Source organism: Pistricoccus aurantiacus (genome assembly GCF_007954585.1).
Lineage (GTDB): Bacteria > Pseudomonadota > Gammaproteobacteria > Pseudomonadales > Halomonadaceae > Pistricoccus > Pistricoccus aurantiacus.
In genome coordinates, this window is record NZ_CP042382.1 from 404,523 (window position 1) to 418,300 (window position 13,778).

Below are 13,778 nucleotides of genomic sequence, written 5' to 3' on the forward strand. Positions count from 1 at the left end.
GAATGAATTCGAGTAAATGTTATTGCATCAGCCAAGCGTCGCTTTGACCCAGGCGGGCACGCTGGCCAGCGCTCGAGGAAGGGCCTGAGGATCGCTGCCGCCGGCCTGGGCCATATCCGCACGACCGCCGCCCTTGCCGCCCACCTGAGACGCCACGTGGCGTACCAGGTCGCCGGCCTTGAGGCGATCGACGAGATCGTTTGTAACCCCGGCGATCAGGTTGACCTTGCTCGCTTCCCGATCGACGACTCCCAGCACGATCACCCCGGAGCCCAGCTTGGACTTGAGCTGGTCCAGCACGCCGCGCAGCTCCTTGCCGGACACGCCCTCCAACTGCTTGGTCAGAAGTCTGACACCCGCGATCTCCCGGGTCTCCGCCAGCAGGTCGCTGCCCGCGGCGCTGGCAAGCTTGGCCTTCAGCCGCTCGAGTTCCTTTTCCAGCCGGCGGTTGCGCTCCGCCAGGGATTCGACCCGCTCTTCCACCTGTTCCGGCTTGGCCCTGAGCCGCTCGCCGATACGGGCCAGGCGTGATTCCTGCTCGCGGAAATAGGCCAGCGCCCCCTCGCCGGTGAGCGCCTCGATACGCCGCACGCCAGCGGCGATACCGGTCTCGCCGACGATATGGAAGCAGCCGATGTCGCCGCTGCGGGCCACGTGAGTACCGCCGCACAGCTCGATGGAGAAGTCGTTCGCGCCGATGGTCAATACCCGCACGCTGTCGGCATACTTGGCCTCGAACAGCGCCGCCGCCCCCTTGCCCTTGGCTTCCTCGAGGCTCATCTGCTCGATGCGGGTCGGCGCATTGGCCAGCACCTGACGATTGACGATGGCTTCGATTTCCTCGAGCTGCGCCGGGGTCACCGGCTCGAAATGGCTGAAGTCGAAGCGCAGCCGCTCCGCGCTGACCAGGGAACCCTTCTGCTGCACGTGATCCCCCAGCACCATACGCAGCGCCTGATGCAGCAGGTGGGTGGCGGAATGGTTGCGCACCGTGGCGGCCCGCAGGCTGGCATCCACCTGGGGCGTGACCTGGGCGCCTACGGTCAGGCTGCCTTCGACCAACACGCCTTTATGCAGATGATGGCCGTCCTGTTTCTGGGTATCCGTGACCTGGAAGCGTCCGCTCTCGCCGATCAGGTAGCCGGTGTCGCCGACCTGACCGCCGGACTCGCCGTAGAACGGCGTGCGATCCAGCACCACCAACGCCTGACGACCTTCCTCGAGGGCTCTCAAGGCATTGCCCTGGCTATCCAGAAGCGCGGTCACGACGGCCTGATCCTCCAGCCGGTCGTAGCCGGTAAAGGTGGTTTCGCCTTCGAGTTCCAGGGCCGTGCCGTACTCCGCGCCGAACTGGCTGGCGGCTCGAGCGCGCTGACGCTGGGCTTCCAGCTCCCGCTCGAAGCCCGCCTCGTCGAGAGTGACGCCGCGCTCCCGGCAGACGTCCGCGGTCAGGTCGAAGGGAAAGCCGTAGGTATCGTAGAGCTTGAAGACGGTCTCACCGGGCAGCACCTCGCCTTCGAGATTTTCGAGGGCGGATTCCAGCAATCCCATGCCGTGATCCAGGGTACGGGCGAACTGCTCTTCTTCCTTGAGGAGCACCTTCTCTATCTGCGCGCGGGCGCTGCGCAGTTCCGGATAGGCGTCGCCCATCTCTTCGTCCAGCGCCACGACCAGTTGGTAGAAGAACGGCTCGCTGGCGCCCAGCTTGTGACCGTGGCGAATAGCGCGGCGGATGATACGCCGCAGCACGTAGCCCCGCCCTTCGTTGGCGGGCAGCACCCCATCGGCGATCAGGAAAGCGCAGGAGCGAATATGATCCGCGATCACCCGCAGGGACGGCGTGGTGATATCCTCGTGCCCGGTCGCTTCCGCAGCGGCCTTCAGCAAGTTCTGGAACAGGTCGATCTCGTAATTGGAGTGCACGCCTTGGAGCACCGCGGCGATACGCTCAAGCCCCATACCGGTATCGATGGAAGGCTTGGGCAGCGGATTCATATTGCCCGCCGCGTCCCGTTCGTACTGCATGAACACCAGATTCCAGATCTCGATATACCGATCGCCGTCTTCCTCCGGGCTGCCCGGCGGCCCCCCGGCCACTTCCGGGCCGTGATCATAGAAGATTTCCGAGCAGGGACCGCAGGGGCCGGTATCGCCCATCTGCCAGAAGTTGTCCTCGTCGAGCCGTGAAAAACGCGTTGGATCGATGCCGATCTCATCCTTCCAGATACGCTCGGCTTCATCGTCGCTGATATGCACGGTCACCCAGAGTCTCTCCGGGGGCAGCCCAAAACGCTCCGTCAAAAGCGTCCAGGCGAAGCGAATGGCGTCGCGCTTGAAGTAGTCGCCGAAGCTGAAATTGCCGAGCATTTCGAAGAAGGTATGGTGGCGGGCGGTATAGCCGACGTTGTCCAGATCGTTATGCTTGCCGCCGGCGCGCACGCAGCGCTGGGCGGAGGTCGCCCGTACGTAGGGCCGCGACTCGCGGCCAAGGAACATGTCCTTGAAGGGCACCATGCCCGCATTGGTGAACAGCAGGGTGGGATCGTTGTCGGGCACCAGAGAACTCGTCGGTACGATGCTGTGTCCTTGCTCTTCGAAGAAGGTCAGGAAGGCCTGTCTGATCTCTGCGCTTTTCATAGTAAATCCGTGGCGATAAGCGTGATGACGCCTGGCTGACGCCGAATTGGCGCGCCCCGGGGCCGTCGCAAGTGCGCCAGTATAACGCAGTCAAAAGGCATTGTTCAGCGGTGGAGTGTGCTGGTGAAAATGAAGAGAAGGTAGTTTGGGCAGGCAGGGGTTACTCGCGCTCCTCCCAGGCGTGGGACAAGGCGTGGCGCACCTGTTCGAAATCGAAGCCGCGCCCGGCCAGGAAACGCTCTCGGCGCGCCCGTTCCCGGGGCGTATCGCCGGGGGAATCGAAGCGCCGCGCCAGGGTATCGCAGGCAAGCGCGAACCAGTCGACCTCGGTATTCGCAAGCGTATCGCCGATCAGCTCGCGATCTACTCCGCGCTGCTGTAGTTCACCGCGAATCTTGAGCGCGCCCTGGCCACGACTCAGACGCGAGCGCAGGAAACTTTCCGCGAAACGAGCGTCGGACTGCAGGCCTCGCGCGGCGAGATCGTCGAGGCACTCATGGACCTCGCGGCTGTCGTGCCCTTTGGCCGCGAGCCGGCCTGCCAGTTCGGCACGGGAATATTCCCGCCGAGCCAGCAGGCGAATGGCGTCGTCCTCGATGGTTTTCGTCGCGGAAGACGCCATCACTTAAAGCTTTTCATCCTGGGGCTGCTCTTCCAGAGCCGGCTCTTCCTGCTTCGCCTTGGGCTCCGGCTGGGCCAGCAGTTGCCCACGAATACCGCTTTCGATCTCGTCCATGATCGCCGGATTGTCCTCGAGGAACTGCGCCGCGTTGGCCTTGCCCTGGCCGATCTTGTTGCCTTTGTAGCTGTACCAGGCTCCTGCTTTATCGACCAGGCCACACTGCACCCCCAGATCGACCACTTCGCCGGCGTGATAGATACCCTTGCCGTAGAGAATCTGGAACTCCGCCTGGCGGAAAGGCGGCGCCACCTTGTTCTTGACCACCTTGACCCGGGTCTCGTTGCCGGTTACCTCGTCGCCCTGCTTCACGGAGCCGGTGCGGCGGATGTCCAGGCGCACGCTGGAGTAGAACTTGAGGGCGTTGCCGCCGGTGGTGGTTTCCGGGCTGCCGAACATTACGCCGATCTTCATGCGGATCTGGTTGATGAACACCACCATGCAGTTGGCGTTCTTGATGTTACCGGTGATCTTGCGCAGTGCCTGGGACATCAAACGCGCCTGCAGGCCGACGTGGGAATCGCCCATTTCCCCCTCGATCTCCGCCCGGGGGGTCAGCGCCGCCACGGAATCGATGATGATCACGTCCACACCGCCGGAGCGCACTAGCATGTCGCAGATTTCCAGCGCCTGCTCGCCGGTATCCGGCTGGGAGACCAGCAGGTCGTCGAGATTGACCCCGAGCTTTTCCGCGTAGCTGGGATCGAGAGCATGTTCCGCGTCGATGAAGGCGCAGGTCTTGCCCTGCTTCTGGGCCTGGGCGATCACGGAAAGGGTCAGGGTAGTCTTGCCGGAAGATTCCGGGCCGTAGATCTCTACCACCCGACCGAAAGGTAGGCCGCCGATTCCCAAGGCGATATCCAGCCCCAGGGAGCCGGTGGATACCGAGGGCATGACGACCCGAGGAGTATCTCCCAAGCGCATCACGGCGCCCTTGCCGAATTGTCGCTCGATTTGCGAGAGCGCCGCGTTGAGCGCCTTGGAGCGGTTGTCATCCTGTGCCATGCATGGCCTCCTGGAAAATGAAATAAAGCCGCCGACGGAAAGGGTCAGCATACGCGATTCGTCAAGGAAGCGACGGCTCGGGAAGCTGGCCTAAAAAGCTGTATAGTTGAACAGTATTATGCCGTAAAAGTTCCGCTTCGCCTACTCTTGTTTTCCGCGTCGTTTTACCTGCATATCCTCGATTCGCTCGAGTAGCCCAGCCAGGGCCATTCGCACGGATTGCTCCCTTACCGAGGCGCGATCGCCGGAGAAGTGAAAGCACTGCGCCTGTTGGCAACGCGCGTCACCCCAGGCCAGCCAGACCGTGCCCACCGGCTTTTCATCGCTGCCGCCGTCCGGGCCGGCCACGCCGCTGACCGCCACTCCCAGATCCGCCCCGCTGTCGATGCAGGCGCCGGCCACCATGGCCTCGACCACTTCGCCGCTGACCGCTCCCATCTGCTCCAGCAGAGGTTGCGGCACCCCCAGCAAACGGGCCTTGGCGGCGTTGGAATAGGTCACGTAGCCGGTTTCGAAATAGCTGGAGCTGCCGGCGATTGCCGTGATGGCGCTGGCCACGCCACCGCCGGTGCAGGATTCCGCGGTGGTCACGCTGATCCCATGTTCGCGGCACCGCTCGCCAAGCTCGCGAGCCAGTGAAAGCGCATCGGAACGCTCGAAGGTGTTATCTGACATGCCATGTCTCCACGAGTAGAATAGTGCCTTTTAACACCAAGCCAGTGTCCGGATTGCGATCCGACAAGCGTCTTAAGGTAATCAATACATCATGACCCAGGCCAGCGCCTCACACACGCCCATGATGGCGCAGTATCTGAAGATCAAGCGCGAACACCCGGACGTGCTGCTGTTCTATCGCATGGGAGACTTCTACGAGCTGTTCTTCGACGATGCCAAGCGCGCCGCCAAGCTGCTGGATATCACCTTGACCCGTCGCGGCCAATCCGCGGGACAGCCGATTCCCATGGCCGGGGTGCCCTATCATAGCGCGGAAGGCTATCTGTCGCGGCTGGTCAAGGCGGGAGAATCCGTGGCCATTTGCGAGCAGATCGGCGATCCCGCTCTGGCCAAGGGGCCGGTGGAGCGCAAGGTCGTGCGTATCGTCACCCCGGGCACCCTGCACGACGAGGCGCTGCTCGACGCCCATCGCGACAACCTGCTGCTGGCGCTGCATTCCCAGAGCAACTGCTGGGGACTGGCCTGGCTCGAGCTTTCCAGCGGCCGTTTCAGCGTGCTTGAAGTCGAGAGCGAGGCGGAGATGCTGTCGGAAGTGCAGCGGCTCAATCCGGCGGAACTGCTGATCAGCGAAGATTCGGAGCCGCTGCAGGCGCTTGGGGGTCGCAGCGGCCTGCGCCGCCAGAGCGCCTGGCTCTTCGATCACGATTCCGCCACCCGCCTGCTGTGCGATCAGTTCCAGGTGCAGGATCTGCGCGGCTTCGGCTGCGCGCATCTACAGGTGGCGATCACCGCCGCCGGGGTGCTGATGGAGTACGCCCGGGACACCCAGCGCTCCGCCCTGCCCCACGTCACCGCCATCAGCGTCGAGAATCGCGACGAGGCGGTGATCATCGACGCCGCCAGCCGGCGCAACCTGGAAATCGATCTCAACCTCTCCGGGAGCACCGACAACACCCTGGCAAGTGTCTTGGACACCACCGCCACCGCCATGGGCTCGCGATTGCTCAAGCGCTGGATCAATCGACCCCTGCGCGACCGAACGTTGCTCGGCGCCCGCCAGGGGGCGGTGCAGCTGCTGCTGGAAAGCGATTCCTTGACTCTTCTGCATGAAACCCTCAAGGCCATCGGTGATATGGAGCGCATTCTCGCCCGGGTCGCCCTGCGCAGCGCCCGGCCCCGGGATCTGGCCCGGCTGCGAGATGCCCTGGCGGCGCTGCCCGACCTGCAGGACGAGCTTGCGCACTTCGCCGACGGCACCGCCCTGGACGAACTGCGCCAGCGTATCCGGCCTTTTCCCGAGCTGGCGGACATGCTCAGGCGCGCCCTGATGGAGAATCCGCCGGTGGTGATCCGCGACGGCGGCGTGATCGCCGAGGGCTTCGATGCGGAACTCGACGACTATCGCGGCCTGGCGGAACACGCCGGGGACTATCTGGTGGAACTCGAGGCCCGAGAGCGTCGGCGCAGCGGCCTGGCGGGGCTCAAGGTCGGCTATAACCGGGTACATGGCTACTATATCGAGATTCCCCGCGCTCAGGCCAAGGACGTCCCAAGCGACTATATTCGCCGCCAGACCTTGAAGAACGCGGAGCGATTCATCATTCCGGAGCTCAAGGAATTCGAGGACAAGGCGCTCTCCGCCAGGTCCCGGGCCCTGGCCCGGGAGAAGCTGCTTTATGAAAGCCTGATCGACAACCTGAACGCGGAGCTTGGTGCCCTGCAGGCAACCAGCCAGGCCCTGGCGACCCTGGACGTGCTGGGCGCCTTCGCCGAACGGGCCCTGGCGCTGGATTTCGTCAGGCCGAACCTTGTCGAAAGCCCGGGTATTCATATCGAGACGGGACGCCACCCGGTGGTGGAACGGGTAAGCGAGATCCCCTTCGTACCCAACGACCTGTGCTTCGACGAGCGGCGGCGCATGCTGGTGATCACTGGCCCCAACATGGGCGGCAAGTCCACCTACATGCGCCAGGCGGCGCTGATCACCCTGCTTGCCCATACCGGCAGCTTCGTGCCCGCCAGCCGAGCGACCATCGGTCCGGTGGATCGCATCTTCACCCGTATCGGCTCCAGCGACGACCTGGCCGGTGGGCGCTCCACCTTCATGGTGGAGATGACGGAAACCGCCAATATCCTGCATAACGCCACGGAATATAGCCTGGTGCTGATGGACGAGATCGGCCGCGGCACCAGCACCTTCGACGGCCTTTCCCTGGCCTGGGCCAGCGCGGAATACCTGACCCAGCGCCGCGCCTTCACCCTGTTCGCGACTCACTACTTCGAGATGACCGGCCTGACGGATCAGGCGGAAGGCGTGGCCAATGTGCATCTCAGCGCCGCAGAGCACAAGGATGGTATCGTCTTCATGCACCGGGTGGAGGAAGGGCCGGCGAGTCAAAGCTACGGTCTCCAGGTTGCCCAACTGGCCGGGGTGCCGAAAGCGGTGATCAGCCGAGCGCGGGAAAAGCTCGCGACGCTGGAACAGCAGGAAGTCGACCAGGGTCAACACAAGGCAAGGGCACCGCGCCGAGGAAATCCCGCAGCGCCAATGCAAAGTGATCTTTTCGCCAGCGTGCCGCATCCGCTGGTCGAGGAGCTTGAAACCCTGGAACTGGATGAACTGTCTCCCCGCCAGGCGCTGGATTTGCTCTACCGCTGGCGCAAGACACTTTGACGCGGCGAATCGCTGGAAACTAGCGCCTGACCGGCGTCAAATGGAGTAACACGCTTATAGCGTCAAGCCGCTTGTGACACAGCCCAGCGCATTTTACAATACGCATCATTTTTTATGGTTATAAAAAATACTTTTATATACCTTAAAAGAATATAAGTATTAGAGAACATCAGCCCGTTTTAGCATCATCATTTTTACGACCGAGGGAAGTCATGACGTTCGTTGTCACCGAAAACTGCATCAAGTGCAAATACACCGACTGCGTGGAAGTCTGCCCGGTGGACTGCTTCTATGAAGGTCCCAACTTTCTGGTCATTCATCCCGACGAATGCATCGACTGCGCCCTCTGCGAACCGGAGTGTCCGGCGGAAGCGATCTTCGCCGAGGATGAATTGCCGGAGAGCCAGCAGGAATTCATCGAGATCAACGCGGAACTCGCGGAAGAATGGCCGAATATCTCCGAGAAGCAGGATCCCCTGCCGGACGCGGAGGAATGGGATGGCAAGCCCGGCAAGCGAGAGTTGCTTGAGAGGTAATGCAAGGCTTCGCGGCAGCCTTGGAGCCGCGAAGCAGTGTTAAAACTGGCCGACGACAGCGCCTGATCAAATGACTACCGCTCATCTTCCAGACCATGCCATATCCGGAGAATGATGATGGCGCTGGCATGCACTGAATAGCGAACAACGTACTTGTCAAACACCATGTCTCGGACTGACTCCGGCACCGGCGCCAATTCAACCGGTGCTCCCAATTTGGGAAAATCCGGTAGCAACTCGATTTTAGTCACCAGCTTCGCGGCGACTCTGGCAGCCGCGGAAGGATGGTGGACTGCGATGAACTCCCTGAGGCGCTTCAAATCTTCAATGGCTTCATCCGTGTAAACCAGTTTCACCTACCTGACTCCGGCGCGTCCCGCTCGTTATCGGCTCCCCAGCTATTGAGCCAATCCTGCACCTCGCCGGCGTCGACGACTTTTCCCTGAGCGGCAGACTCCATCGCCTCTAACGTTTGTTGCCAACGCTCCTGCTCGCGCTGCTGCTTTTCAATGTATTCCGACAATGCCTGATTGATCACCCAGCCCTTGCTCCGGTGGAGCCTGCTAGCGATTGCCTCGAGATGTTGCTCAACCTCTGCCTGAAGACGAACTGTGGTGACACTCATCACAATACCCTCGAATTCGATGACTACACTGTATTACAGCATAGTCGACAAGGGTGTGCCAAAGACTCGAGGCTAAGCGAGCAAAAGTTAACGGAGCGTAGCTGGGCCTGCTCTATTGTCTTGTTATGCCCGCTTGCGTATCATTGTACAATCACTTTGTACAAAAAAGAGATTACTGAACATGCTAACTGTCAATATTAGCGATCTCAGAGCCAACCTATTGAAATATCTTGAAAAGGCTAGCCACGGCGAGCAAATTACCGTTACCACCAACGGTAGAGTTTTAGCCACTATCGCTCCTCCAACAGACAAGAAAGCGCTGGCGAAGAAACGGCTGAGCGAACTCTCTGCTACTGCCAAAATCAATGATGTAACTAGCCCACTGGACAACCAATGGGATGCAATGCTGTGATTTTACTCGACACCTGTGCAATCGTTTGGGACGCTCTTGACAAAGCCAGGTTGACTGATAAGGCCAAAGCTGCAATCGCAAAAGCAGATGAGCACAACGCCCTGATAATTTCCGATATTTCGATATGGGAAATATCAATGCTTATCAAGCGTTCTCGCATTGAAGTTGCAACTAGCGCAGCAAATTTCGTGAACCTATTTCTAGAATCTCGCAATATATCCGTTGTTTCCATTTCTCCAGAAATTGCGGAACTTTCAACCAACCTTGACTCCCAAATCAACAACGATCCCGCAGATCGGATTATTGCAGCGACTTCAATTATTTATAACGCGCAACTCATTACAGCCGATTCGAACCTGCGCCAATCCACCCTCATTGACACGATCTGGTGAAGTATAACGCCTTACATCATTCTCTCTTTTTCTTCACATACCGGCAATTAAGCGGTCTTAATTTTCTGTATCGTCAGTAATTATATTGGCCTTTAACCATTCCCACGGTTTTTCCATTCCTTCAACGCGAGAGGTAGAAACTTGAGCTTATAGGTCATCCAAGGACACCGATACCGCCTGCTCCTTGTCTCCTAGACGCTCCTCAACCAGCTTGGCGAGTTCGTAATCCTCAATTATATCCATCAATGCCTCGTAGGTATCTGCTGGAATCAGGTAAGCAGCCAGCTTGTTGTGGTTCAAAACTGAAATTGGCGAACCACTGGCCTGAGAGAGCAGCGCGGACGGATTCTTCTTTAATTCTGAAATGGTTACGGAAAAGTCAGCAAGAACTTGGCGCATAAAGCCCCCTATTAGGGCCAATATTTAGGGCTTATTATAGGTCATATTTTACCGCTCCTTTGTTCCCTCGTGGGGCGGCATAGCGCCGCGCTCTGCGGAAATCTGTCCGACAGTAGCGCCTTTTTAGCATTACCTTTTTCTTTGCCCGACAAAAAACAGATTCTTGGTTCTCTTTGGAAACTCGTCTTCTTTGTAAAGTTTCATGATGTCCTTCGCTATAACCTTATCGAGAGCAGAAAAATGACGATATAAAGTCGTACTATAGGTTAGAACTTCAACTTTCTTTGAATATTTAAACCCCTCAACTGTCCGTATGTTTGGGTTCGTGGGCAACTTGCATCTTACAATGGATTCGCTCCCATGAGGAATGACATCTGCGTATACACGACTGTCTGCTGGTGTGTAATGAATAAAGCAATCTCTATAATCCTTGAATCGATTTACCCATCGTTCTTTTGCTTTCCGAAGGGCATTAACTGGTCCTTCAAGTTGTTTTTTTGCACATAGCTTGTTGAATGACACGGGAGCTTGATCAGCGAATGACACTCCAACCATTCTAGCCATTAAATCGAGAGCAGCACTAAGAGCCATGAGGTATGCCTCAAAATCCCAATAAATTTGATGCGTTATTGAGTTTGAAATGCCCATCCTTAAGCTAGAATATCCATTTTCACTAGCGTTTTTTTAATAATATTTCGAATAATTGAGTACTTTTCATGAATACTCTTCAACCTAAACTCTGCATGGTTAAGATGATACCTATAGAAACGAGGGTACTCTCTTGCAAACCAGTAGAACTCGAATAACTCATCATCGTCGTCATCCTCATAAATCTCGCACCTTATTTTATCTAGTGTCTTAACCAGTGCAGGAGAGAATTTTGAGAACTCAGGTAAGTTTGGTATTACGATTTCTATGACATACTCCTTGTGATGCTAATGCCGCCGTAACCGGCGGGAAAACCGCGTAGCGGTTTGTAGGTTCAGCCCACGAAGTGGGCGACGGTTGACAGCTTTGTTGTACGTCATTGGCGCTGCAAGAATCCCGCTAATTGTGCATGCCGCCTGAGAGTAATTTTGACCTGATCCTTGATTGAGGATGGCATTGTATTTTCGGATGCGAAAACTTTAAGCTCGATAATTCGACGCTTTTCGCCCGCCTGTGTTGGCTCCACGAACACATCTGCACGCACGGAACCATATTCAGTGCGTATCGGTACTTCGTGTTCCGCATCAAGATTCAGAGCACGCAATATTTTCGCCAAACGTTTCCCGATTAGTGTTGGGCTCGTTGTGACCGTCTCGTACCAAGCTTTTGCATCATCAGCCCGCTGTGATTCACGTTCACGCATTGGAGCATAATCGTATGAGTTCCAATTACCGGATACCAAGTGGAAGAAGTGAGTGTTTCTAAACCGTTCAAGGTTTGCTGCAGCAAGTTGACGATCGTCATTGCCAAGATCAAGGCAGAGCTTATGTAGGTCGGCTGCTCGAATTGGTATCAACCGAAAATCAAAATATAGACGTGCACGGTTGAACTCACGGAGTGGCAGCGTCCTTCGATCGTCGTCATTTAACTCAGTGTGCCAGGCGTCCCAGTTCAGTCGATAACCGGCGCGTGCCCGAGTGAATTGCGCCACTCGTTGACTTCGAGTCGAATCAGCCACAGGCCATAGCAGAATAACCTGATACTCAGATAGATTTTGTAGAGGTTCAATATGCTCAGCTAGAGAATCACCTACTGATAGAATTGTGCGCCCTAGAGTATCCGCACCACGCGCAATTTGGCGAATATCATCTTCAATCACGCCAAAGTCTGCTAATGGGGTTTCGCTGTTATGAAAAGAAAACGTCTCTTCAACGATCTGTGGCCACTCTTCTTTGGCGGGGCCGAGAACCTCAAAATTCTCATTAGCCAAAAGCCGCCTATTTCGAGTTGTTGCCCTGACCAATTGTTGTTGGAACTCGCTGCTCGTAGTAAGCCAAATGAAGACAATGAGTTCGCCGGCCAACTCCGCGCGGTCAAGTAGGCTCAAGTGTTCGACGAACTGCGTGGGAATTCTTTCTTTCCCTTCAACGTTTTCCTCATACTGGTCGACAATAGCAACCAACAAGCGTTTATCTGTATGTTGTCTCTCTTTACGAACCCTCTGCAACAGAGCTGGAGACCCCTCAATTTCATCGCGAGATAGAACAAACGCACATACATCGGGCATATGCGTACCAAGCTCACGAGTTGCGCAGCTCTTTCCTACTCCACTCTCCCCATAGATAGGCAAAAAGCGAATGCCACCACTTATGGTCATCGACCTATAGGCACGATCGATCTGAGAAATCAAATCTCGATTCGGAATCAGCCGACCACGGAAAGCTTCATCGAGATCTTCGTATCGGGCTGGAAGGGAAACTGGCATATCAGGAATTTACCTCTGGTAGTTTATGACGTACAACAGCTTAATAGCAGACTAGCTCGATTTTCTCACAGGCGTCATCGAAACCTAAATTTCCAAGAGCAAAAAACAGGCGATTAGGCGGCCTCAATGACCAAGTGCAACACCTGATCCATCAGGTATCGTGTTGCCATGACTTGCTACTATCACCATCTTTCTGCTGAAGACCGCGCCGCTATCATGATGATGCGAGCCTCTCACTCGATCCGGGCTATCGCCAGTCACTTGGGTCGCTCACCCAGTACGGTGTCACGGGAATTCAGGCGTCATACCGTCACTCCTGTAAAGGGATATGACGCTAGCCTGGCGGGCTATCGCGCTCGGCTGGCACGTCATCGCCAGCGTCGCTTACCCAAGTTGCATCCCGACGGCGAACTGTTTGAACTGGTGGTCTATCTGCTGCGTAAATACTGGTCACCCGAGCAGATAAGCCGCACACTGAAGCGTATGTTTCCTGATCATCCCGACCGCCAGGTCTCCCATGAGTCCATCTACAACGCGCTTCACGTGATGCCGCGAGGCACGCTGAAGAAGGAGCTCATTGCCTGTTTGAGACAGGGCAATGGCAAGCGTCGGCCGAGACGCCAGGGCAAGGATCGACGCCAGCAGATTCCCGATCTGGTCAGTATCCACATGCGCCCGCCCGAGGTTGAAGACCGGCTGATGCCAGGGCATTGGGAGGGCGACCTCATCATGGGCGCCAACAACCGCTCTGCTGTCGGCACGCTGGTCGAGCGCACCACCCGCCTGGTGATCCTGGCGAAGCTGGACGGTACCACGGCTACCGCGGCGGCTATCGGATTCAGTGACAAGCTCAACGAGGTGCCGCGCTCGCTGCGCCTGTCCATGACCTACGATCAGGGCAGAGAAATGACGAAGCATGCCGAGATTACTCAGAAGACTGGCACAGCGATCTACTTTGCGGATCCCCACAGCCCCTGGCAGCGAGGCTCGAATGAAAACACCAATGGTCTGTTGCGGCAGTATTTGCCGAAGGGCACGGACTTGTCGGTCTACAGCCAGGAAGAGCTTGACGTGATCGCCGACTCACTGAATACGCGGCCGAGAAAAACACTGGACTGGAGAACGCCATTGGAGGTTTATGCCGATGTGCTCAAGAAGTCCGTGGCTGGGCCGAACACCCTTCAATAGTGTTGCGCTTGGAACTTGAGGCCGCCTTATTTATCGTCTTTTAATGGTTTGCATCTCGGAAAAAGTGTGCAGTGGTGACGTATTTTCCGTGCACGCTACCGCCCGGGCACGCAACCGACTTCTTTTATTGTCATTTCTGACTT

At 57.3% G+C, this 13,778-nt stretch carries 13 protein-coding genes; 5 read left to right on the forward strand and 8 right to left on the reverse strand.

The genetic code is table 11. The features are described from left to right. Positions 1-27 precede the first annotated feature (27 nt). The 4 genes from alaS to FGL86_RS01920 form a co-directional block, all read right to left on the reverse strand. The gene (gene alaS, locus FGL86_RS01905) at positions 28-2,637 is read right to left on the reverse strand and encodes an alanine--tRNA ligase (protein ID WP_147183015.1); all 2,610 of its coding nucleotides are present in this window, start codon (positions 2,635-2,637) and stop codon (positions 28-30) included. Positions 2,638-2,797: 160 nt separating this feature from the next. Further along, entirely contained in the window at positions 2,798-3,259 is a 462-nt protein-coding gene (locus tag FGL86_RS01910) for a regulatory protein RecX (RefSeq protein WP_147186048.1), read from the reverse strand. Positions 3,260-3,262: 3 nt separating this feature from the next. Then, positions 3,263-4,321: a recombinase RecA gene (gene recA / locus FGL86_RS01915; protein ID WP_147183016.1), complete on the reverse strand. Its 1,059-nt coding sequence runs from the start codon at positions 4,319-4,321 to the stop codon at positions 3,263-3,265. A 141-nt stretch (positions 4,322-4,462) separates the two neighbouring features. Beyond that, a complete protein-coding gene (locus tag FGL86_RS01920; RefSeq protein ID WP_147183017.1) occupies positions 4,463-4,996 on the reverse strand; it encodes a CinA family protein in 534 nt (177 codons plus the stop codon). A gap of 91 nt (positions 4,997-5,087) precedes the next feature. Here FGL86_RS01920 and mutS point away from each other — a divergent pair, with 91 nt between their 5' ends. Both mutS and fdxA read left to right on the forward strand, forming a co-directional pair. Continuing rightward, positions 5,088-7,670: a DNA mismatch repair protein MutS gene (gene mutS / locus FGL86_RS01925; protein ID WP_147183018.1), complete on the forward strand. Its 2,583-nt coding sequence runs from the start codon at positions 5,088-5,090 to the stop codon at positions 7,668-7,670. 212 nt (positions 7,671-7,882) lie between these two features. Beyond that, positions 7,883-8,206, forward strand: a complete 324-nt coding sequence (fdxA, locus tag FGL86_RS01930; protein ID WP_147183019.1) for a ferredoxin FdxA — start codon at positions 7,883-7,885, stop codon at positions 8,204-8,206. A gap of 74 nt (positions 8,207-8,280) precedes the next feature. On the opposite strand, the gene FGL86_RS01935 is transcribed toward fdxA, so the two are convergent. Together FGL86_RS01935 and FGL86_RS01940 are read right to left on the reverse strand one after the other, a co-directional pair. Further along, positions 8,281-8,562 (reverse strand): type II toxin-antitoxin system RelE/ParE family toxin, encoded by a 282-nt coding sequence (locus tag FGL86_RS01935; protein ID WP_147183020.1) that lies wholly within the window; start codon positions 8,560-8,562, stop codon positions 8,281-8,283. After that, entirely contained in the window at positions 8,559-8,831 is a 273-nt protein-coding gene (locus FGL86_RS01940) for a CopG family ribbon-helix-helix protein (protein WP_147183021.1), read from the reverse strand. The genes FGL86_RS01935 and FGL86_RS01940 overlap by 4 nt, the downstream gene beginning before the upstream one ends. 181 nt (positions 8,832-9,012) lie before the next feature. On the opposite strand from FGL86_RS01940, the gene FGL86_RS01945 reads away from it, so the two are divergent. Both FGL86_RS01945 and FGL86_RS01950 read left to right on the forward strand, forming a co-directional pair. Continuing rightward, positions 9,013-9,243, forward strand: coding sequence for a type II toxin-antitoxin system Phd/YefM family antitoxin (locus tag FGL86_RS01945; protein ID WP_147183022.1), 231 nt, complete (start codon positions 9,013-9,015; stop codon positions 9,241-9,243). After that, a complete protein-coding gene (locus FGL86_RS01950; protein WP_222433783.1) occupies positions 9,225-9,635 on the forward strand; it encodes a type II toxin-antitoxin system VapC family toxin in 411 nt (136 codons plus the stop codon). The genes FGL86_RS01945 and FGL86_RS01950 overlap by 19 nt, the downstream gene beginning before the upstream one ends. Before the next feature lie 147 nt (positions 9,636-9,782). Here the strand turns inward: FGL86_RS01950 and FGL86_RS01955 are convergent, their stop codons facing one another. Together FGL86_RS01955 and FGL86_RS01960 are read right to left on the reverse strand one after the other, a co-directional pair. Further along, positions 9,783-10,034 (reverse strand): type II toxin-antitoxin system Phd/YefM family antitoxin, encoded by a 252-nt coding sequence (locus tag FGL86_RS01955; RefSeq protein ID WP_147183023.1) that lies wholly within the window; start codon positions 10,032-10,034, stop codon positions 9,783-9,785. A gap of 1,024 nt (positions 10,035-11,058) precedes the next feature. Continuing rightward, complete coding sequence (locus tag FGL86_RS01960) at positions 11,059-12,447, reverse strand: ATP-binding protein (RefSeq protein WP_147183024.1); 1,389 nt, start codon at positions 12,445-12,447, stop codon at positions 11,059-11,061. A gap of 168 nt (positions 12,448-12,615) precedes the next feature. Between FGL86_RS01960 and FGL86_RS01965 the strand changes: the two genes are divergently transcribed. Then, complete coding sequence (locus FGL86_RS01965) at positions 12,616-13,635, forward strand: IS30 family transposase (RefSeq protein WP_147183025.1); 1,020 nt, start codon at positions 12,616-12,618, stop codon at positions 13,633-13,635. Positions 13,636-13,778 lie beyond the last annotated feature (143 nt).

Excerpts from the sequence above, each read along its gene's own strand:
- alaS (WP_147183015.1), bottom strand. The coding sequence starts at position 2,637 with ATGAAAAGCGCAGAGATCAGACAGGCCTTCCTGACCTTCTTCGAAGAG.
- FGL86_RS01910 (WP_147186048.1), bottom strand. The coding sequence starts at position 3,259 with ATGGCGTCTTCCGCGACGAAAACCATCGAGGACGACGCCATTCGCCTG.
- recA (WP_147183016.1), bottom strand. The coding sequence starts at position 4,321 with ATGGCACAGGATGACAACCGCTCCAAGGCGCTCAACGCGGCGCTCTCG.
- FGL86_RS01920 (WP_147183017.1), bottom strand. The coding sequence starts at position 4,996 with ATGTCAGATAACACCTTCGAGCGTTCCGATGCGCTTTCACTGGCTCGC.
- mutS (WP_147183018.1), top strand. The coding sequence starts at position 5,088 with ATGACCCAGGCCAGCGCCTCACACACGCCCATGATGGCGCAGTATCTG.
- fdxA (WP_147183019.1), top strand. The coding sequence starts at position 7,883 with ATGACGTTCGTTGTCACCGAAAACTGCATCAAGTGCAAATACACCGAC.
- FGL86_RS01940 (WP_147183021.1), bottom strand. The coding sequence starts at position 8,831 with ATGAGTGTCACCACAGTTCGTCTTCAGGCAGAGGTTGAGCAACATCTC.
- FGL86_RS01945 (WP_147183022.1), top strand. The coding sequence starts at position 9,013 with ATGCTAACTGTCAATATTAGCGATCTCAGAGCCAACCTATTGAAATAT.
- FGL86_RS01950 (WP_222433783.1), top strand. The coding sequence starts at position 9,225 with ATGGGATGCAATGCTGTGATTTTACTCGACACCTGTGCAATCGTTTGG.
- FGL86_RS01955 (WP_147183023.1), bottom strand. The coding sequence starts at position 10,034 with ATGCGCCAAGTTCTTGCTGACTTTTCCGTAACCATTTCAGAATTAAAG.
- FGL86_RS01960 (WP_147183024.1), bottom strand. The coding sequence starts at position 12,447 with ATGCCAGTTTCCCTTCCAGCCCGATACGAAGATCTCGATGAAGCTTTC.
- FGL86_RS01965 (WP_147183025.1), top strand. The coding sequence starts at position 12,616 with ATGACTTGCTACTATCACCATCTTTCTGCTGAAGACCGCGCCGCTATC.